The 19,781-nt window shown below is 38.8% G+C and carries 18 protein-coding genes and 1 pseudogene; 9 read left to right on the top strand and 10 right to left on the bottom strand.

What is annotated here, in order from left to right; translation table 11 throughout:
* Positions 1 to 1,272, bottom strand: a complete 1,272-nt coding sequence (locus DV417_RS01185) for an isochorismate synthase (protein ID WP_192878519.1) — start codon at positions 1,270 to 1,272, stop codon at positions 1 to 3.
* A 157-nt stretch (positions 1,273 to 1,429) separates the two neighbouring features.
* Here DV417_RS01185 and DV417_RS01175 point away from each other — a divergent pair, with 157 nt between their 5' ends.
* Together DV417_RS01175 and DV417_RS01170 are read left to right on the top strand one after the other, a co-directional pair.
* Positions 1,430 to 2,644 carry a pyridoxal phosphate-dependent aminotransferase gene (locus DV417_RS01175; protein WP_118878084.1) on the top strand — a complete coding sequence of 405 codons (1,215 nt, stop codon included), beginning with the start codon at positions 1,430 to 1,432 and terminating at the stop codon, positions 2,642 to 2,644.
* A 498-nt stretch (positions 2,645 to 3,142) separates the two neighbouring features.
* Positions 3,143 to 3,401 (top strand): annotated as a pseudogene (locus DV417_RS01170) (IS3 family transposase); the annotation flags it as partial.
* Positions 3,402 to 3,449: 48 nt separating this feature from the next.
* Here the strand turns inward: DV417_RS01170 and leuD are convergent.
* The 4 genes from leuD to leuA all read right to left on the bottom strand — a co-directional run bounded on the left by leuD (position 3,450) and on the right by leuA (position 8,262).
* Complete coding sequence (leuD, locus tag DV417_RS01165; RefSeq protein WP_065245830.1) at positions 3,450 to 4,052, bottom strand: 3-isopropylmalate dehydratase small subunit; 603 nt, start codon at positions 4,050 to 4,052, stop codon at positions 3,450 to 3,452.
* A gap of 10 nt (positions 4,053 to 4,062) precedes the next feature.
* Positions 4,063 to 5,472 carry a 3-isopropylmalate dehydratase large subunit gene (gene leuC, locus DV417_RS01160; RefSeq protein WP_065250218.1) on the bottom strand — a complete coding sequence of 470 codons (1,410 nt, stop codon included), beginning with the start codon at positions 5,470 to 5,472 and terminating at the stop codon, positions 4,063 to 4,065.
* 88 nt (positions 5,473 to 5,560) lie between these two features.
* Positions 5,561 to 6,637: a 3-isopropylmalate dehydrogenase gene (gene leuB, locus DV417_RS01155; RefSeq protein ID WP_065245828.1), complete on the bottom strand. Its 1,077-nt coding sequence runs from the start codon at positions 6,635 to 6,637 to the stop codon at positions 5,561 to 5,563.
* 77 nt (positions 6,638 to 6,714) lie between these two features.
* Positions 6,715 to 8,262 (bottom strand): 2-isopropylmalate synthase, encoded by a 1,548-nt coding sequence (gene leuA / locus DV417_RS01150; protein WP_118878081.1) that lies wholly within the window; start codon positions 8,260 to 8,262, stop codon positions 6,715 to 6,717.
* A gap of 531 nt (positions 8,263 to 8,793) precedes the next feature.
* On the opposite strand from leuA, the gene dprA reads away from it, so the two are divergent.
* From dprA to smpB, 5 genes are all read left to right on the top strand, one after another.
* Complete coding sequence (dprA, locus tag DV417_RS01145) at positions 8,794 to 9,915, top strand: DNA-processing protein DprA (protein ID WP_114891002.1); 1,122 nt, start codon at positions 8,794 to 8,796, stop codon at positions 9,913 to 9,915.
* A 52-nt stretch (positions 9,916 to 9,967) separates the two neighbouring features.
* Positions 9,968 to 10,744, top strand: a complete 777-nt coding sequence (gene yaaA / locus DV417_RS01140; RefSeq protein ID WP_118878079.1) for a peroxide stress protein YaaA — start codon at positions 9,968 to 9,970, stop codon at positions 10,742 to 10,744.
* A complete protein-coding gene (locus DV417_RS01135; RefSeq protein WP_118878076.1) occupies positions 10,737 to 11,318 on the top strand; it encodes a hypothetical protein in 582 nt (193 codons plus the stop codon). Before yaaA ends, DV417_RS01135 begins: the two co-directional genes overlap by 8 nt.
* 107 nt (positions 11,319 to 11,425) lie before the next feature.
* Complete coding sequence (gene pfkA / locus DV417_RS01130; protein WP_005633361.1) at positions 11,426 to 12,391, top strand: 6-phosphofructokinase; 966 nt, start codon at positions 11,426 to 11,428, stop codon at positions 12,389 to 12,391.
* Between the two features lie 243 nt (positions 12,392 to 12,634).
* A complete protein-coding gene (gene smpB / locus DV417_RS01125; protein ID WP_005633362.1) occupies positions 12,635 to 13,117 on the top strand; it encodes an SsrA-binding protein SmpB in 483 nt (160 codons plus the stop codon).
* A 51-nt stretch (positions 13,118 to 13,168) separates the two neighbouring features.
* On the opposite strand, the gene DV417_RS01120 is transcribed toward smpB, so the two are convergent.
* Entirely contained in the window at positions 13,169 to 13,957 is a 789-nt protein-coding gene (locus tag DV417_RS01120; protein WP_118878074.1) for an outer membrane protein assembly factor BamD, read from the bottom strand.
* Positions 13,958 to 14,064: 107 nt separating this feature from the next.
* On the opposite strand from DV417_RS01120, the gene rluD reads away from it, so the two are divergent.
* Positions 14,065 to 15,039, top strand: coding sequence for a 23S rRNA pseudouridine(1911/1915/1917) synthase RluD (gene rluD, locus DV417_RS01115; protein WP_118878071.1), 975 nt, complete (start codon positions 14,065 to 14,067; stop codon positions 15,037 to 15,039).
* A gap of 1 nt (position 15,040) precedes the next feature.
* On the top strand, positions 15,041 to 15,775 hold the full coding sequence (pgeF, locus tag DV417_RS01110) for a peptidoglycan editing factor PgeF (RefSeq protein ID WP_118878068.1): 735 nt from the start codon (positions 15,041 to 15,043) through the stop codon (positions 15,773 to 15,775).
* A gap of 42 nt (positions 15,776 to 15,817) precedes the next feature.
* On the opposite strand, the gene mnmA is transcribed toward pgeF, so the two are convergent.
* The 4 genes from mnmA to nqrF all read right to left on the bottom strand — a co-directional run bounded on the left by mnmA (position 15,818) and on the right by nqrF (position 19,769).
* Complete coding sequence (mnmA, locus tag DV417_RS01105) at positions 15,818 to 16,969, bottom strand: tRNA 2-thiouridine(34) synthase MnmA (RefSeq protein ID WP_118878066.1); 1,152 nt, start codon at positions 16,967 to 16,969, stop codon at positions 15,818 to 15,820.
* A 116-nt stretch (positions 16,970 to 17,085) separates the two neighbouring features.
* Positions 17,086 to 17,346: a (Na+)-NQR maturation NqrM gene (nqrM, locus tag DV417_RS01100; protein ID WP_118878063.1), complete on the bottom strand. Its 261-nt coding sequence runs from the start codon at positions 17,344 to 17,346 to the stop codon at positions 17,086 to 17,088.
* A gap of 2 nt (positions 17,347 to 17,348) precedes the next feature.
* Complete coding sequence (locus tag DV417_RS01095) at positions 17,349 to 18,389, bottom strand: FAD:protein FMN transferase (RefSeq protein WP_118878061.1); 1,041 nt, start codon at positions 18,387 to 18,389, stop codon at positions 17,349 to 17,351.
* A 144-nt stretch (positions 18,390 to 18,533) separates the two neighbouring features.
* On the bottom strand, positions 18,534 to 19,769 hold the full coding sequence (nqrF, locus tag DV417_RS01090; RefSeq protein ID WP_118878059.1) for an NADH:ubiquinone reductase (Na(+)-transporting) subunit F: 1,236 nt from the start codon (positions 19,767 to 19,769) through the stop codon (positions 18,534 to 18,536).
* Positions 19,770 to 19,781 lie beyond the last annotated feature (12 nt).

Genomic DNA, 19,781 nt, shown 5'->3' with positions numbered 1-19,781 from the left:
TCATTTTTCTTCTGCAAACAAGGAAATTAACCCTGCTGCTTTACGTTCAATTTCTTTCCATTCTTCCAATGGCTGCGAGCCTGCCACAATGCCCGCACCAGCAAATACACGAATACGATGACCTTCAATAAAGGCAGAACGAATCGCCACACAAAACTCTGAACATGCATCGCTCATCACACCCAATGTTCCCGCATACCAGCCTCGATCAAAGGTTTCAATTTCTGACAAAATCATTTTGGCTTGTTGCTGTGGCAAACCAGATACCGCAGCTGTTGGATGAATCGCTTTTAATATATTTACATCTGCATAATGTGCGGTCAAATTTGCACGAATTTTACGAATCAAATGTTGTACTTTACGTAACGGTTTCAATTCCACATTGCTTACATCAAAACTTTCTACTTGCTTACGTAAATTCTGCGAAATATCTTCTACGACCAACCAATTTTCTTTTAAATTTTTCTCGTCATTTAACAACCAATTCGCTTGAGATTGCGTTTCTTCCTCACTTTCAGAAACTGATGCTGTCCCTGCCAAAGCCTCGGTTAGCAACAAGTTATACTCTCGAGCAAATAGGCGTTCTGGCGTAGAACCAACAAAAACCGAATGAGAATTTTCAGCCCACAAAAAATGATAACAACCTTGATTTTGTTTTTCGCTTTCAGCTAAAAAATCGTACGCATTAATCGCTTGCTTTAAATGAAAAGTGGTTTCATTGGCTAATACAATTTTTGTCAGCTCTCCACTTTTAATTTCCACCAAAGCCTGATTTACCCAATCATACCAAGTTCTTTCATTCGCTCGAGGCTCTGTATGCAAAGGAATCTGTTTTGGCAAAGCAGAAAGTGCGGTGAGATTTTCAAAAGTTTTGAGGTGAGCTAAAGTATCATTCGCACTTTGCTCATCTTTCACAAAAAATGATACCAATGCACCTTTCTCATCCTGTTCAACAAGAATTTTGGGTAATACAAATTGTGTGGTACCTTGAAATTGCAAACCTCCTACCAGTGGAAAACCACTTTCTTCAATAAACTCTTGCGCTAAATTTAACTGTGAAAATGACCGCTCTTCACCAAGAGCAGCCAATGCTTTTGCTTCATCACGAAAATGTAAATAAAATTGTGGATACGCAGATTGACCTTTCAGCCAAGCCAATAAATCGACCTTATCCAGTTTTACCTGAAAACGGACAAGTTCATTCGTTGATTGCTGTAAATATGCGTGAATTTGCGATTTTAACTCGCCTATTGCCTGCGCTAAATAACTCATTAGATTTTGTTTTAAATACACAAAAAATTAGCTGGTATTCTACCGCAGATTGTTAATGACAAAAAATTTTTTTACAAAATCTTTTCAATATTGAAAATTCAGCGTAAATTAACCGCACTTTTCTCGAAAAATTTATTAGAAATAAAAGGATTTCACTATGCGATTATTCCCAAAATCCGACAAATTAGAACACGTATGTTATGACATTCGCGGCCCCGTGCACAAAGAAGCACTACGCTTAGAAGAAGAAGGCAATAAAATTTTAAAACTAAATATCGGTAATCCCGCACCTTTCGGCTTTGAAGCACCTGATGAAATTTTGGTTGACGTATTACGTAATTTACCGTCAGCTCAAGGCTACTGTGATTCAAAAGGTTTATATTCTGCTCGTAAAGCCATTGTTCAATATTATCAATCAAAAGGGATCCACGGCGCGACCGTCAATGATGTATATATTGGCAACGGCGTCTCTGAGCTTATTACAATGGCCATGCAAGCATTACTCAATGATGGCGATGAGGTACTTGTGCCGATGCCTGATTATCCTCTTTGGACTGCTGCGGTAACACTTTCTGGCGGTAAAGCTGTTCATTACCTTTGTGATGAAGAGGCAAATTGGTTCCCCGCTATTGATGATATTAAAGCAAAGGTGAATGCGAAAACTAAAGCGATTGTTATCATCAACCCAAACAACCCAACTGGTGCAGTGTATAGCAAAGAATTATTACAAGAAATTGTGGAAATCGCTCGCCAAAATAATTTGATTATCTTCGCTGACGAAATCTACGACAAAATTTTATACGATGGCGCGATACATCATCACATTGCCGCACTTGCTCCTGATTTATTAACCGTTACCTTAAATGGTTTATCAAAAGCTTATCGAGTTGCGGGCTTCCGCCAAGGCTGGATGATTTTAAACGGACCAAAACATAATGCGAAAGGTTATATTGAAGGCTTGGATATGCTGGCATCAATGCGTTTATGCGCTAACGTACCAATGCAACATGCAATTCAAACCGCACTTGGTGGCTATCAAAGTATTAATGAATTTATTTTACCGGGCGGCAGATTACTTGAGCAACGTAATAAAGCCTACGATCTCATCACTCAAATTCCAGGCATTACTTGCGTGAAACCAATGGGGGCGATGTATATGTTCCCGAAAATTGATGTAAAAAAATTCAATATTCACAGTGATGAAAAAATGGTGCTGGATTTACTCCGCCAAGAAAAAGTACTACTTGTGCACGGTAAAGGATTTAATTGGCATTCGCCAGATCACTTCCGTGTTGTCACCCTTCCTTATGTGAATCAACTTGAAGAAGCCATTACAAAATTAGCAAGATTTTTGTCGGATTACCGTCAATAATGTATTCTTTGACAAAAGAATAAATAGGACTAAATAATCTGCCCCTAAAGTTGGACTAAATAACCAACTCACTAAGGTGCAGATTTTTTATTAACTAAATACCTTATCTTTCAAACAACAAGTGAGGAATTTTTATCTTCAATATAGTAAAAATTGTTTTCTCATCCAAACATATTTTCAATCTCTCGAACAAACATTAAATCGTCTAATTCTCCTTTATGTCCAATATATTTATCATACGTTGGACTTTCTTATGATTAATGTTGAGGAGGACTTAGTGCTAGAGTAATAAGACGATAAACGTAACATTCATGATTATCACAATAATCCGTATAATTTGTTGTGATATCGTCTTATCTTTATTGATTTGTTCTTTCAAATGATAAAAGAAAATACTGAATAATCCCCCCATTAAATCAAGCAATATCTGAAGTGAAAAGCCATTGTGCAATAATTGGACCAGATTTTATTGCACTGTAGCGCGACCAAAGAAGGTAATATCAAATGAGAGGTTATCAATAAATCCTATTGAAAAACGGTATTCAACAAAGTATGTCGAGAAAAAGAAATTGTTTAGATAATGCGGTGACGGAGAGCTTCTTTAGGCAGTAAAAAAGAAAGACTACAATGGAAAACAATTTGATACTTTTGATCAACTAGAAAAATAATTCATGAGTGCATTCATTATCATGAGCGTACTCAGTGTAAACTAAAAGGACTAAGCCCCATGGAGTATAGAACTCAGTCCTTGATTTAATAGTCTAACTTTTAGGATTAGATAAAAAACACCTAACTTTTATCTTTTTTAGCGCAAGAACGCTGGAATGTTTTTCTCGTATTCTGAGATTTTGTCTTCGTGTTGAAGAGTTAAACCGATATTATCCAAGCCGTTTAACAAACAATGACGACGGAATTCATCCAGCTCAAAGTGATAGACTTTGTCACCTACGGTTACAGTCATGGCTTCTAAATCCACATGGATTTGTTTGCCTTCATTTTCCCACACCCATTGGAAGATTTCTTCCACTTCTTCTTCGCTTAAACGAATCGGTAACATATGGTTATTTAAGCTGTTGTTATAGAAAATATCCGCAAAACTGGGTGCGATCATCACTTTGAAACCATAGTCCGCCAATGCCCAAGGCGCATGTTCACGAGAAGAACCACAACCAAGGTTTTTACGCGCTAATAAAATGGTCGCGCCTTGATATTGTGGATAATTCAATACGAAATCTGGGTTTGGCTTGGTGCCTTCTACATCCAAATAACGCCATTCATGGAATAAGTGTTTACCGAAACCTACACGGGTAATGGCTTGTAAAAATTGTTTTGGAATAATCGCATCCGTATCCACGTTTGCCGCATCCAATGGCACTACTAAGCCTGAAAGTTGTTTAAATCCTGCCATGTTCTGCTCCTTAGTTTAATGTTACGTCACGAATATCAACGAATTTACCGAACATCCCTGCTGCTGCTGCCATTGCAGGACTCACTAAGTGAGTGCGACCGTTACGGCCTTGGCGACCTTCAAAATTACGGTTTGACGTAGAAGCACAACGTTCCCATTCGCCCAAACGGTCGTCATTCATGCCTAAACACATTGAACAGCCCGGATTACGCCATTCAGCGCCCGCTTCGGTAAAGATTTTATCCAAGCCTTCTTTTTCCGCTTGTTCTTTTACTAAACCAGAGCCCGGCACCACTAAAATGCGTTTTACGTTATCGGCTTTTTTGCGTCCTTTCATCACCGCCGCCGCCGCGCGTAAATCTTCGATACGAGCATTGGTGCAAGAACCGATAAACACTTGATCCACAGGGATTTCTTTTAAATTGGTGTTAGCTTCTAAACCGATATAGTTCAAGGCTTTTTCTGCTGAAGCACGAGTCACGGGATCAGTCATTTCTTCTGGATTAGGTACGCGTTGATCGATACCAATTACTTGCCCAGGATTCGTGCCCCAAGTGACTTGCGGTGCGATATCTTTTGCTTCTAATGTTACCACTGTATCAAATTGTGCATCGTCATCAGATTTTAAGGTTTTCCAATAAGCAACGGCATCATCCCAATCTTTACCTTTCGGTGCATGTGGACGACCTTTTAAGTATTCGAAAGTGGTTTCATCTGGTGCGATTAAACCTGCTTTCGCACCCATTTCAATCGCCATATTACATACGGTCATACGGCCTTCCATAGAAAGATCACGAATCGCTTCACCGCAGAATTCCACCACATGGCCTGTGCCACCTGCCATGGTGGTTTTACCGATAATGGCAAGAATAATATCTTTGGCGGTGATGCCTGGTGCCACTTTGCCGCGAACTTCAATTTTCATACTTTTTGCGCGAGCTTGTTTTAGTGTTTGAGTGGCTAATACATGTTCAACTTCAGAAGTGCCAATACCAAATGCTAAAGCACCGAAAGCACCGTGAGTAGCTGTGTGGGAGTCACCGCAGACGATTGTCATACCAGGTAAAGTTAAGCCTTGCTCAGGCCCCATCACATGTACGATTCCCTGCTCTTTCGTTGTCATATCAAATAATTTGATACCCGTCGCTTTGGTATTTTTATCAAGTTCTAACACTTGAATTTTCGCTTGTCCTTCAAGTTTGTTCACATCACGCACTTGGGTAGAAATGCTATGATCCATGGTACCAAAAGTTTTGCTCACTTGACGCACTTGGCGCCCCGCAACACGTAAACCATCAAAGGCTTGTGGACTAGTCACTTCATGGATCAAATGACGGTTAATATACAAAATCGGCGTTTCGCCCTCTGCTTCATACACAATGTGCGAATCAAATAATTTTTCGTAAAGTGTTTTTGCCATAATATTTCTCAATTCGTTAGAGGCTTTTGTTAGGGTAAGTGCGGTTAAAATCCGAGGTATTTTTGAACCGCACTTTCATTGTTTTTTATTAGATTGCGTCAGCAATCAATGTGCCCATTTCCGCAGTTAAAACAGGCGCAGAATCATCGGCTAAATCACCCGTACGGTGACCATTTGCTAAAACTTGCTGTACCGCATTTTCAATGGCATCCGCTGCTTCATTTAAGTTGAAACTGTAACGTAACATCATTGCAGCAGAAAGAATTTGTGCAATTGGGTTAGCAATGCCTTTGCCTGCAATATCAGGTGCTGAACCGCCAGCTGGCTCATATAAGCCGAAACCTTCTTCATTTAAGCTAGCAGATGGTAACATCCCCATAGAACCTGTGATCATCGCCGCTTCATCAGAAATAATATCACCGAAAATGTTAGAGCAGAGGAGCACGTCGAAAGACTCAGGCGCTTTGATTAACTGCATGGTCGCGTTGTCGATATAAATATGATCTAAGGTGACTTCAGGATAATCTTTCGCCACTTCGGTCACGGTTTCACGCCATAAGATTGACGCTTGTAATACGTTAGCTTTATCCACAGAAGTCACGTGTTTACGACGTTTCATTGCCGCATCAAAGGCTGCGCGAGCAATGCGTTCGATTTCGAATTTGTAATAAACTTCCGTATCGAATGCTTTGGTTTGTGCGCCTTCGCCTTCGCGACCTTTAGGCTGACCGAAATAAATTCCGCCTGTTAATTCACGAACCACCACCATATCAAATCCTTTTGCTGCAATATCTGCACGTAATGGACAGAATTTTTCGAGTCCTTTATAAAGGGTAGCAGGACGAAGATTGCAGAATAATTTGAAATGTTTACGCAATGGTAACAATGCACCGCGTTCTGGTTGTTGATCCGGTGGTAAATTTGTCCATTTAGGGCCGCCCACAGAACCAAACAAAATCGCATCAGCCTCATCACAACCTTTTAAGGTTTCGGCTGGTAATGGGCAACCACAATTATCAATTGCAGCACCTCCTACATAAAATTCGTTAAAGTTAAGTTTGAAACCGAATTTTTCTTGGACTTTGTTTAATACTTTAATGGCTTCAGCCATCACTTCTGGACCAATACCGTCTCCCGGTAGAACAGCGATGTTGTATGATTGCATATTATTTTTCCTATGTTCTGTCACACTAAAGTGCGGTTAATTTTCTCCCTTCTTTTGTAAAGAGGGGGACTAATCAATTAATGATGTTTATGGCTTTTAATGTCTGCGACTTTATGCGCTCGATAAATCGCATTGATCGCGTGGACTAAAGCAAGTGCAGAAGATTCAACGATGTCTGTTGCTAAACCAACACCATGGAATTTACGCCCTTCGTGTTCAACCACAATATCCACTTGCCCTAATGCTTCTGCCCCCTCGCCTTTAGCGGTTAAGTTATAGTGAGACATTTTGATTTCTAAGCCAGTTAAATTTAAGATAGCGTTATAAACCGCATCGACCGGGCCGTTACCGCCAATTGAAGACGTACTTAATTTTTCACCATCTAATTTCAATTGAACAAAGGCTGTTGCTGGATATTCTTTAGTGGAGTGTGCAGAAAGTTTATCTAACACTAAACGATCTTCATCGCCTTGTTGCATATCAATAAACGCCAATGCTTCCAAATCATAATCGAACACTTGGCCCTTTTTGTCCGCTAATTTCAAGAAGGCATCGTACAATTTATCCAAATCGTAATCTTGCTCGGTGTAGCCCATGTCGGTCATGTGCCCCTTCACTGCTGCACGGCCGGAACGAGCGGTTAAATTCAATTTTTCTTTTTTCAAACCGATCGTTTCTGGAGACATAATTTCGTAAGTATTTTTGTTTTTCAACATACCATCTTGATGGATGCCAGAAGAGTGCGCAAAAGCATTTGAACCCACAATGGCTTTATTCGGCTGAATCGGCATATTGCAAAGCTGGCTAACCATTTGACTAACACGGTGAATTTCTTGAGTATTGATACGAGTATCTACGCCCATAAATTCTTGGCGAACTTTCATTGCCATCACAACTTCTTCCAAGGCGGTATTGCCTGCGCGCTCGCCAATACCGTTGATAGTACATTCAATTTGGCGAGCACCATTTTGTACTGCAGTTAAGGAGTTGGCTGTTGCCATACCTAAGTCATTGTGGCAGTGCACAGAAATCACAGCTTTGTCGATATTTGGCACACGGTTACGTACTTGAGCAATAATATTGCCGTATTCATTTGGTAAGCAAAAACCTACGGTATCGGGAATATTTACCGTAGTTGCACCGGCATTAATTGCCGCTTCAACAATACGACAGATATTATCAATGCCTGTACGGCCTGCATCTTCACAAGAGAACTCAACATCATCCGTATAATTACGTGCGCGTTTCACTGCTGCAACAGCCATTCCTACCACATCATCAAAAGAACGTTTTAATTTCTCTTCAACGTGTAATGCCGAGCTTGCAATAAAAGTATGAATACGAAATGCTTCAGCAACTTTCAATGCTTGGTATGCGGCATCAATGTCTTTATCTACCGCTCGAGATAACGCGGCAACACGAGCGTTTTTGATATGGCGTGCAATGGTTTGTACCGATTCAAAATCCCCTTGAGAAGAAACGGGGAACCCCACTTCCATTACATCCACGCCTAAGCGTTCAAGTGCTAAAGCGATCTGTAATTTTTCTTTTACCGTCAAACTTGCTTTTAACGCCTGTTCCCCATCACGCAAAGTCGTATCAAAAATAATAACGCGATCTGTCATAATTTATATCCTTCTTAAATCACTCCGAAAGTGCGGCGCATTTTCCTGTATTTTTTAGACAAAAAAACCCGCAACTTATAAAGTGCGGGTTTAAAATTGGGTATTTACATCTGATGTTTTTCATCCACAACTTAGCCGCACACAAAATGTGAGAGCAGCAGGTTGAGAGATAAAGAAACAATACGAGACATAAATAAAAATCCTTCTGTGTAAAACGCTTTTCATATTACGAATAAAAAACTGGCTGTCAAACTATTTTTTAGCGTTTTATATCAAAAAAAATTATTTCAACACAACATAAAATATACATTTAACTAATAAATTCAAAATAAAAAGAATATTCAACCAAGTCTATTACAATCAGCAAATTTTTATTATTTAATTTTTTACATTTTCAAAATAAGAAAAATTTTGCAATTTTTTACTCATCAAAAAGAATTTTTGCGATCTATATCGCAAAATGCTTTCAAGTTAATCGTTTCTTTTACTCGTTTTTTCCATACTAAATTTTCAAATCAAAAAGGAAAAAGCATGCAAGATATTACTTACACGCTACTCCGCCTAATGCAAGTCCCTAAACTTGGCGGAGTGGGCATTGATAAAATTTTATCCAATATTACGCTAGATGAGTTGCTCAATTATGATGATATTGCTTTCCGACAAATGGGATGGGGCGCCATTCAAATTCGTCGTTGGTTCAAGCCTGAAGCAAAATTTATTGAGCCTGCACTAGAGTGGTCACAAAAAGAGGGAAATCATTTGGTGAATTATTTTTCCCCTTTTTACCCCTTTCTATTGAAACAAATAGCGAGCTTTCCCCCTCTGCTATTTGTAAAAGGAAATTTGACCGCACTTTCACAACGTCAAATTGCTATGGTGGGAAGTCGCTACTGCACAGCTTATGGTGAATATTGGGCTAAATATTTTGCTACGGAACTTTCATTGGCTGGCTTTACGATTACCAGTGGACTTGCGTTGGGAATAGATGGGCATTGCCATCAAGCAGTTGTTGATATTCAAGGACAAACCATTGCAGTTTTAGGAAGCGGATTAGAACAAATTTATCCCGTAAAGCACCGAAAACTTTCAGAACTCATTTTGCAAAACAACGGTACATTAGTTTCTGAGTTTTTACCAAACCAAGCACCAATTGCGACAAACTTCCCTCGTCGTAATAGGATTATTAGCGGGCTTTCGGTTGGGACATTAGTGGTTGAAGCCACGGAAAAAAGCGGTTCTCTGATTACCGCTCGGTATGCATTGGAACAAAACCGAGAGGTTTTTGCTGTGCCAGGCAATATTCAAAGTGAATTTAGCCAAGGTTGTAATCGCCTCATCAAACAAGGCGCAATGTTGGTGGAAAATGCAAAGGATATTTTGGAAACTCTCTACCAACATTCTATCCATAGCCAAACTGAAATCGATTTTGACCAGATCGCTGTGCCTAATTACACGCCTCCACCCGATCCTCGGCGATTAGTAGAAGCACCAAGTCACCCGAAACTTTACTCTCGTATCGGTTACACGCCTGTGAGCATTGATGATTTAGCTGAAGAATTTAACTTGAGTGTCGATGTTTTACTTGTTCAGTTGCTCGATCTTGAATTGCAAGATCTCATCATGAGTGAAAATGGGCTATATAAACGCGTTTAGTGTAAATTTTTATGCTAATATACGCCCATTCTTTTTTCATAAAAGGACGATTATGTTAGCCATTATCTCCCCTGCGAAAACCCTTGACTTTGAAAGTGCGGTAAAAAATTTTCCTGTTTCTCAACCTCACTTTACTGATTACAGCGAACAACTTATTGAGGTTTGTCGTAAACTTTCTCCGCAAGATCTTTCATCTCTTATGTCTATCAGCGATAAGTTAGCCGGTCTAAATGCCGCACGCTTTGCAGAATGGACAAAAATTCACAATGAAAATAATTCCCGCGCTGCATTATTTGCATTTAAAGGCGATGTTTATACTGGTTTAGATGCTGATTCACTTTCAGAAGATGATGTCATTTTTACTCAATCTCATTTACGTATGCTGTCTGGACTTTATGGGCTTTTAAAACCACTTGATTTAATGCAACCTTACCGATTAGAAATGGGCACAAAATTAGCCAATCCGAAAGGAAAAGATCTGTATGCATTTTGGGGAAATGTGATTACCCAAGCGGTTCAACAAGCTATAGATGCACAAGGTGATAACGTTCTGATAAATTTAGCCTCTGATGAATATTATAAATCTGTTAAAGAAAACCAGCTTAATGCCAAAATTATTAAGCCAGTTTTCTTAGACAATAAAAATGGCAAATACAAAGTAATTAGCTTTTATGCTAAAAAAGCTCGAGGCTTAATGTGCCGTTATCTTATTCAAAATCGTTTAACCGACATTGAACAATTAAAAGAATTTGATTTAGGTGGTTATTGGTTTGATTCAGCATCATCAACTGAAACCGAATTTGTATTTAAGCGAGATATCAATGAATAAAATTTTTGTTATATTGACCGCACTTATACTCTCTGGCTGTGCAACTAAACTGACTCAATTAAATGTTCCTACACAGTTAGAGCACAACGGTAAAAATTATGCCCTTACTGGCAGCCAAGATTTAGAAACCATTGCTCGCTATGTTTATATAGCTAAGCCAGATACGCCAGAAAATTGGCAATCTGAAATTGAAATTCTCTTTGATCGCAATCAACCAGCACGCTCAATTAAAGAGCGGATCGCATTGAGAGAACGCATTTATCGTAATACAGGCGTAAAAGATTTTCATTTTGATGCTATTCCAGAAAATTCGACCAATCCAAATGAATTAAATGGATATGTCATCTATTCGCCAACGAAGGAAAATCCATCTTGGCAAGTCAATGTGATGAAAGGACGACAATTGCCCCAATGTGGCTTTGTTCAGTATCAATATTCACAAAAAGTACAGCAACCAACACTTTCTAAACATTTATCCGTCGATAAAGTGCAACAACATTTGCAAAAATACGTTGTGGATATAGAAAGAAAGCATTTACAAGATTTGAAGTGGCAACTGTTCTGTCAAAAATAATGTAAAAAATTATGCCGGATCAAAATCTCATCAGATTTTACTAGAGCAGATACCTCTAATGATGTAATCTTATGCCAGTTTCCAATTACGGTTAAAAGTAGGTAAATATGATTAAAAAAATTGCAGTTTTAACAAGTGGTGGCGATGCGCCAGGTATGAATGCAGCAATCCGTGGTGTAGTACGTTCAGCACTTGCAGAAGGCCTAGAAGTGTTTGGTATCTATGATGGTTACCAAGGCTTATACAACAATAAAATCAAACAACTAAACCGCTACAGCGTATCTGATGTGATTAATCGTGGCGGTACTTTCTTAGGTTCTGCACGCTTTCCTGAATTTAAAGATCCAAATGTTCGTGCGAAATGCGCAGAAATTTTACGTTCTCACGGCATTGATGCACTTGTGGTTATCGGTGGTGACGGTTCTTACATGGGCGCAAAATTGTTAACCGAAGAACATGGTTTCCCTTGTGTTGGCTTACCTGGCACTATTGATAATGATGTTGCAGGTACTGATTATACCATCGGCTATCAAACCGCATTACAAACTGCAGTCGATGCTATCGACCGTTTACGCGATACATCAAGCTCACACCAACGTATTTCTATCGTTGAAATTATGGGACGCCATTGTAGTGACTTAACGATTTCTGCGGGTATCGCTGGCGGTTGTGAATATATCGTCGCATCAGAAATTGAATTTAATCGCGAAGAATTAATTCAACAAATTGAACGTAGCATTATTCGTGGTAAACGCCATGCAATCATTGCAATCACTGAACTTTTAACCGATGTTCATTCTCTCGCAAAAGAAATTGAAGCTCGCGTTGGACACGAAACTCGTGCAACTGTTTTAGGGCATATTCAACGTGGCGGTTCTCCTTGTGCATTTGACCGTATTCTTGCTTCACGTATGGGCGCATACGCGGTAGATTTATTGCTACAAGGTAAAGGTGGCTACTGCGTAGGCATCCAAAATGAACAACTTGTTCACCATGATATTATCGATGCAATTAATAATATGCATCGCGAATTTAAAGCTGATTGGCTTAAAGTGGCAAAACGTTTGGAATAATCGTTTATTTACTTTCTATAAATCACCAAAACTTAATTCATTTTTTTATCTTACTTAAACAGACACAGCAATGTGTCTGTTTTTCTTACAAAAGTGCGGTGATTTTTTCTTGAATTTTCTATAAACCCTTTATCTTTTAAAGTTTGAAAATAAATGCGACTGCCAGTTCTACCTAGATGATCTTTTTTGCTATAAAAATAGATATCCGATAAAATGCGCTAAGCAAAATAAAGTATAAAAATTATGACAAAGAAAAAAGTAAAACCAGGATCAAATACTATCGCACTGAATAAACGTGCGAGACATGATTATTTTATAGAAGATGAAATTGAAGCAGGTCTTGAATTACAAGGCTGGGAAGTCAAATCCATGCGCGCAGGCAAGGCAAACATTAGTGATAGTTATGTCATTTTTAAAAATGGCGAAGCCTTTTTATTCGGTGCAAGTATTCAGCCATTAAATGTTGCATCAACGCATATTGTTTGTGATCCAACTCGCACTCGTAAGTTATTATTAAACAAACGCGAATTAGCATCCCTATTTGGCAAAGCAAACCGAGACGGTTTTACCATCGTAGCACTTTCTCTTTATTGGAAAAGTGCATGGGCAAAAGTCAAAATTGGTTTAGCCAAAGGTAAAAAACAACATGATAAACGAGATGATATTAAAGAGCGTGAATGGAAAGTAACAAAAGATCGCATTATGAAAAATGCACATCGAGGATAATATATAGCAAAAAGCCCGAAATTATTCGGGCTTTTTATTCATATCTTATGACTATTTAGCAGTTGGAACTTTTAATTCTGGCTCATCTGGTTTTTCAATTGGAGTAAAAGTTTTATCTTTATTCGCATCAATAATTTTTTGGGTATCATTGGCTAATGCTGTTAAACCCATTTTTTCATAAGCTTCTTTCATCAAAGATAAACCTTCATAAGTTGCTTTAGCATCAGGATATTGTTTCAACATTCCAACTACACGGTTTGACACTGCAACCCAAGCATCACGTTTTGCATAGAATTTTGCAATATCTAACTCATGACGAGCAAGCGCATCTTTAATATAAGCCATACGCGCTAAAGCATCTTGAGCATAAGGACTATTAGGGAATACACGAACTAAATTTTGGAAATTAGAAAAAGCGGTACGCATAGAAGTGGTTTCACGTGTCGCACGATCAATTCCAAAGAAATCTTGAATGAAATTATCACCTGTTGCTGCGTTGGTTAACCCCGCCATATAGACTGCATAGTCTTGGTTCGGACTTTGTGGGAATTGATGTAAAAAGCTATCTACCGTCAATAATACTTGCGTATAATCTTGTGCTTTATAATTTGCATAAATTAAATCTAGCATCGCCTGTTCTTGATAAATACTACCAGGAAAACGTTCAGTCGCCGCTTTTAAATAACGAATAGCTTCAGAATAACCGCCTTCTTGTAATGATGTAACACCTTTAGTGTACAACTCATTTACTGATGCTTGCTCAACATCTTTTGAACCACTTGAACATCCAACAACCAATGCTGCCACGGCAAGCAATGCCAAAGATTTTATTTTACGCATTGTTTTTTCCTTAATTTTTACGAAAACTAATAAATAAGATACAATTGTCCGCTATTGTATAGAACATTAATCAATAAGCCAACTTTTAAAATTTTTGAGAGCTATTTATGCCACAAATTACCCTTTCGGCTGAAGTGCAGCCAGAACAAATGGGACAGCGTTTAGACCAAACACTTGCAGAGTTGTTCCCTGAATATTCTCGCTCCCGATTAAAAACGTGGATTGAAGCTGATCTCGTAAAACTTAATGATCGCATTACCAATATTCCGCGTGAGAAAGTGCTCGGAGGAGAAAAAATAGAAATCACCGTGGAAGTGGAAGATGAGACACGTTTTGAACCAGAAAATATTCCATTGAATATCGTGTATGAAGATGACGACATTATTGTGATTAACAAACCTAAAGATCTTGTGGTACACCCTGGTGCTGGCAATCCAAATGGAACTGTGCTCAATGGGCTACTCTATCATTATCCACCGATTGCAGAAGTACCAAGAGCAGGAATTGTGCATCGATTAGATAAAGATACAACAGGTCTAATGGTTGTTGCGAAAACTATTCCAGCACAAACTAAATTAGTACGCGACTTACAAAAACGCAAAATTACGCGTGAATATGAAGCAGTCGCTTCAGGCATTATGACCAAAGGTGGCACAGTAGATCAACCTATGGCTCGTCATGCAACCAAACGTACTTTAATGGCGGTTCATCCAATGGGAAAACCAGCTGTAACCCATTATCGTATTATGGAGAATTACCGTAACTACACCCGTTTACGTTTACGTTTGGAAACGGGTCGTACGCATCAAATCCGTGTTCATATGGCACATATTGCCCATCCATTACTAGGCGATCAAACCTATGGTGGACGCCCTCGTCCACCCAAAAATGCGAGTGAAGACTTTATGGAAGTATTGCGTAATTTCAAACGCCAAGCTTTACATGCGGTCATGTTGCGCTTAGCTCATCCAATTACAGGTGAAATGATGGAATGGTATGCACCATTACCTGATGACTTTGTTGAATTGCTTAATGCACTCAAAGCCGACTATCTCGAACATCAAGATGAGTTAGATTATTAATATGCAAGTGATTAACCCAAATTGGAACGTTCCAAAGAATATTCATGCCTTTACCACTACTCGTGCAGGGGGCGTGAGCTTGACACCTTATTTTAGTTTTAACTTAGGCGATCATGTCGGTGATAACAAAAGTGCGGTAAAAACTAACCGCACTTTATTAGTAGAAAAATTTGGTTTGCCACAAACACCTATATTTCTAACTCAAACACACAGCACTCGAGTAATTCAATTACCTTATTCAGGACAAAATCTTGAAGCGGATGCAGTTTATACAAATATTCGTAATCAAGTTTGTCTTGTTATGACTGCAGACTGTTTGCCGGTTCTATTCACCACAACATCTGGCAATGAAGTAGCTGCAGCACATGCTGGCTGGCGTGGTTTATGCGATGGCGTATTAGAAGAAACTGTCAAATACTTTCAGGCTAAACCTGAAGATATTGTCGCGTGGTTTGGCCCTGCAATTGGCCCAACAGCATTTCAAGTTGGAATTGATGTTGTAAAACAATTTGTTGCGGTAGATGAAAAAGCCAAACTCGCCTTTCAACCTGATTCAATAGAAGAAGGTAAATACCTAGGTAATCTTTATCAAATCGCGACTCAACGATTAAACAATCTAGGCATTACACAAATTTATGGTGGAAATCACTGTACATTCAATGAAAAAGAATTGTTCTTCTCTTATCGCCGTGACAACCAAACGGGCCGAATGGCAAGTGTCATTTGGTTTGAATAAATAGTCTAAAAGCGCATAAAATACGCTTTTAGTATCTTTGTTTTATATTCTTTCTTCGATAATACCACCGCCCAAACAAACTTCACAAAGGTAAAATACGGCTGATTGTCCTGGTGTGACGGCTGATTGAGGTTCATCGAAAATCACTCGAATGGTTTCATCATCAATTGGTTCAATCACACAAGGAATATCTTGCTGACGATAACGCGTTTTCACCGTGCAACGTAATAATTCACGCATTGGTTCGCGATCAACCCAATGTAATTGGCTAGCAATCAAACCTTTTGAAAATAAACGAGGATGGTCATGCCCCTGAGCGACAATAAGTTCATTATTTTCCACATCCTTATCGACCACATACCAAGCCTCATCACCCGCATTTTTTAAACCACCAATGCCTAATCCTTTACGCTGTCCCAACGTGTGATACATCAAACCATCATGAAGACCAATAATTTCACCATCAACAGTACGAATATCACCAGGCTGAGCAGGTAAGTAACGAGCTAAGAAATCCTTAAATTTACGTTCACCAATAAAACAAATACCAGTAGAGTCTTTTTTCTTCGCCGTAATTAAGCCAAGATCTTCAGCAATAGCGCGAACAATCGGTTTCTCAATTTCACCAACGGGGAATAAACTTTGCCCTACTTGTTTATGGCTTAAGGTATAAAGAAAATAACTTTGATCTTTATTGGCGTCTAGACCACGTAATAATTTTGCATTTTCATCATCACCAGCTCTACGTACATAATGTCCTGTTGCAATGTAATGGGCACCAAGATCTTCAGCTGCATATTCTAAAAACGCTTTAAATTTAATTTCTTTATTACACAAAATATCTGGGTTCGGCGTGCGCCCTGCTTTATATTCAGTTAAAAAATGCTCAAAGACATTATCCCAATATTCTGCTGCAAAATTAATTTTATGTAGTTTGATCCCCAACTTATCACATACTGCTTGAGCATCTGCAAGATCTGCTGCGGCAGTACAGTAATCCGTATCATCATCTTCTTCCCAGTTTTTCATAAACAGGCCTTCTACCTGATAGCCTTGCTGTTGAAGAATAAAAGCTGACACAGAAGAATCCACGCCTCCAGACATACCACAAATGACTTTTTTTGTCGCATTTCTCGCAAGCTGCTCTTGCGTTAGTTGAGGAAAGTGTTGATTATAAGTATTTGAAATTAACATAGTTCTCCCGTAACTTCGGTTAAGGCGAAGCACATTGGTCATTGAATGAGAAAACGGCAAAATAATTTTGCCGTTAAGTTTATTTTGCACATAAAGTGCGGTCATTTTTGAGCAAGTTATTTCACTTCATAAAATTGCGAATCATCATCTTTTTTCGCAAATTTTTGCTCATATTCGGCTTTTGCTTGTTCATCGCCCGCATCTAATTTTGATTGAAGCGTGTCGCAAGGTTTATCACAATCACAAGCTTTGGCAATACCAAGGGTAGATAAACCACCACAGCTGCCTTTTAAACTTTGTTTTTTGATAATAAATCCGATAGACATCAACAATATAATTGCGACGAAAACGATTAAAGTAAAAAATAAAGTTTGCATAACTATTCTTTTGTTTCTGTTAATTTTTTGAAAGCAGAGGATGATTTTGTGACAAAACCATTATCTGTTTTAATGATTAAGTAAACGGCAAGATTATTTTTCTCAGCCACTTCTAACGCCTTGTCTTCCCCAAGCACAAATAAGCCTGTTGATAGGCCATCTGCAGTCATTGAGGTTGGAGCAAGGACCGTAATTGAGGCTAAATGATGCTGAATTGGGTAACCTGTTTTCGGATCAATTTCATGAGCAAAGCGCTTACCATTTTCTTCAAAGTAAATACGATAATCGCCAGAACTTGCCATTCCCATATTGTCTAATCCAATGACAGCTTCAACTGCTCTTTCACCTGTCGTAGTTGGTTTTTCAATTGCGATCTGCCAAGGTTTACCTTCAATATTTTTTCCTTTCGCACGAATTTCACCTCCGATTTCAACCATGTAATTCTGAGCATTTAATTGTTCTAACTTCTCAGCGACCTGATCAACGCCAAAGCCTTTAGCAATCGATGATAAATCGACATAAACTTGAGGAAGTGCTTTACTTAATGTCGGTTTTGCACCACTCATATCAAGGGAAATTTTATCAATACCAACCCACGCTTGGCGTTCAGCTAATTGTTCTGGTGTAGGTTGTTTTTCTGGACGTTTTTCAGGGCCAAATCCCCATAAATTCACGACGGGGCCAACAGTTACATCCAATGCACCTTCAGTCACTTTATTTAAACGAATCGCTTCGGCTAATACTTTGGCAAAATCCGCTGAAATTTCAATCGGTGTGTTCACTTGGGTATTTTGATTGAAACGACTCAATTCCGAATCTTTTTTGTAAGTGGACATTTTAGCGTTCACATCTTTTAAGATAGCTTCAATTTCTTCATGCGTCTTTTCAGATGTTGCTTTCATTGAGCCTTCATCAAGGTATTTAACATGATAAGTTGTTCCCATTGTTTTACCACTTAATGAGATAACTTTTGTTTCTTTTTGACAGGCTGCAAGACTTAATGCCATTGCTACCGCCATGATACCGCTTATTAATTTTTTCATCTGGATTTCCTAAATCTGTGAACTACTGGCAAATTCAACAAAACTTACCTGTAATCATAGAAAATTTTCTAAAAACACCTTAAATTTTGACCGCACTTCATCACAAAGTGCGGTCAGTTTTTATGATGAATTGATTAACTAAAATCAGCCACCAAAGTCATCTAATAAAATGTTTTCATCTTCAACACCAAGATCTTTCAACATTTTAATTACAGCTGCATTCATCACCGGAGGTCCACACATATAGTATTCACAATCTTCTGGTGCTTCATGATTTTTCAAGTAGTTTTCATAAAGTACATTGTGAATAAAGCCTGTATAGCCGGTCCAATTATCTTCAGGCAATGCGTCCGATAATGCAACATGCCATACAAAGTTTGGATTTTCAGCTTGTAATTGGTCAAAGTCTTCTTGATAGAAAATTTCACGTTTAGAACGTGCACCATACCAGAACGACATTTTACGTTTAGAGTGGAGACGTTTTAATTGGTCAAAAATATGAGAACGCATTGGAGCCATACCCGCACCACCACCGATAAATACCATTTCTGCATCAGTTTCTTTCGCAAAGAATTCACCAAATGGACCAGAAATAGTAACTTTGTCACCTGCTTTTAATGACCAAATGTATGAAGACATTTGACCTGGAGGTGCATCTGGTTGGCGTGGCGGAGGCGTTGCAATACGTACGTTAAGCATAATGATGCCTTTCTCTTCAGGGTATGAAGCCATTGAGTAAGCACGAATAATATGCTCGTCCACTTTAGAGACATAACGCCATAAATCATATTTATCCCAGTCTTCATGGTATTCTTCAGGAATATCGAAATCCTTATAGTTCACCACATGTGGATCAGCTTCGATTTGAATATAACCACCCGCGCGGAATGGTACTTCCTCGCCTTCAGGAATAGCCAATTTAAGCTCTTTGATAAAGGTTGCTTTGTTATCGTTAGAAATAACAGTACATTCCCATTTTTTCACGCCGAAGATTTCTTCTGGAAGTTCAACTTCCATATTACCTTTCACGTTAACTTGACAAGCTAGACGATAACCTTCTTTTGCTTCACGTTTGTTAATGTGAGAAAGTTCGGTTGGAAGAATTTCTCCACCACCATTTTTCACTTTAACAATACATTGACCACAAGAGCCACCGCCGCCGCAAGCAGAAGACACGAAAATACCCTTACTTGCTAAAGCACCTAATAATTTGCCACCTGCAGGTAATGTGATCGTTTTTTCAGGATCGTCATTGATGCCGATAGTAATATCACCAGAATCGACTAATTTTGATTTCGCAAATAAGATGATCGCCACTAACACTAATACAATAACGGTGAATGCGGCAATACCGAGTGCAAGAATTACTGAATCGCTCATTGATTACACTCC

This window comes from Haemophilus haemolyticus (assembly GCF_003490935.1).
GTDB classification, from domain to species: Bacteria; Pseudomonadota; Gammaproteobacteria; order Enterobacterales; family Pasteurellaceae; genus Haemophilus; species Haemophilus haemolyticus_M.
The sequence above is the reverse complement of the archived record's forward strand: the minus strand, read 5'-3'. Positions and strand labels throughout refer to the sequence as shown.

Excerpts from the sequence above, each read along its gene's own strand:
- DV417_RS01185 (WP_192878519.1), bottom strand. The coding sequence starts at position 1,272 with ATGAGTTATTTAGCGCAGGCAATAGGCGAGTTAAAATCGCAAATTCAC.
- DV417_RS01175 (WP_118878084.1), top strand. The coding sequence starts at position 1,430 with ATGCGATTATTCCCAAAATCCGACAAATTAGAACACGTATGTTATGAC.
- leuD (WP_065245830.1), bottom strand. The coding sequence starts at position 4,052 with ATGGCAGGATTTAAACAACTTTCAGGCTTAGTAGTGCCATTGGATGCG.
- leuC (WP_065250218.1), bottom strand. The coding sequence starts at position 5,472 with ATGGCAAAAACACTTTACGAAAAATTATTTGATTCGCACATTGTGTAT.
- leuB (WP_065245828.1), bottom strand. The coding sequence starts at position 6,637 with ATGCAATCATACAACATCGCTGTTCTACCGGGAGACGGTATTGGTCCA.
- leuA (WP_118878081.1), bottom strand. The coding sequence starts at position 8,262 with ATGACAGATCGCGTTATTATTTTTGATACGACTTTGCGTGATGGGGAA.
- dprA (WP_114891002.1), top strand. The coding sequence starts at position 8,794 with ATGCAAGATATTACTTACACGCTACTCCGCCTAATGCAAGTCCCTAAA.
- yaaA (WP_118878079.1), top strand. The coding sequence starts at position 9,968 with ATGTTAGCCATTATCTCCCCTGCGAAAACCCTTGACTTTGAAAGTGCG.
- DV417_RS01135 (WP_118878076.1), top strand. The coding sequence starts at position 10,737 with ATGAATAAAATTTTTGTTATATTGACCGCACTTATACTCTCTGGCTGT.
- pfkA (WP_005633361.1), top strand. The coding sequence starts at position 11,426 with ATGATTAAAAAAATTGCAGTTTTAACAAGTGGTGGCGATGCGCCAGGT.
- smpB (WP_005633362.1), top strand. The coding sequence starts at position 12,635 with ATGACAAAGAAAAAAGTAAAACCAGGATCAAATACTATCGCACTGAAT.
- DV417_RS01120 (WP_118878074.1), bottom strand. The coding sequence starts at position 13,957 with ATGCGTAAAATAAAATCTTTGGCATTGCTTGCCGTGGCAGCATTGGTT.
- rluD (WP_118878071.1), top strand. The coding sequence starts at position 14,065 with ATGCCACAAATTACCCTTTCGGCTGAAGTGCAGCCAGAACAAATGGGA.
- pgeF (WP_118878068.1), top strand. The coding sequence starts at position 15,041 with ATGCAAGTGATTAACCCAAATTGGAACGTTCCAAAGAATATTCATGCC.
- mnmA (WP_118878066.1), bottom strand. The coding sequence starts at position 16,969 with ATGTTAATTTCAAATACTTATAATCAACACTTTCCTCAACTAACGCAA.
- nqrM (WP_118878063.1), bottom strand. The coding sequence starts at position 17,346 with ATGCAAACTTTATTTTTTACTTTAATCGTTTTCGTCGCAATTATATTG.
- DV417_RS01095 (WP_118878061.1), bottom strand. The coding sequence starts at position 18,389 with ATGAAAAAATTAATAAGCGGTATCATGGCGGTAGCAATGGCATTAAGT.
- nqrF (WP_118878059.1), bottom strand. The coding sequence starts at position 19,769 with ATGAGCGATTCAGTAATTCTTGCACTCGGTATTGCCGCATTCACCGTT.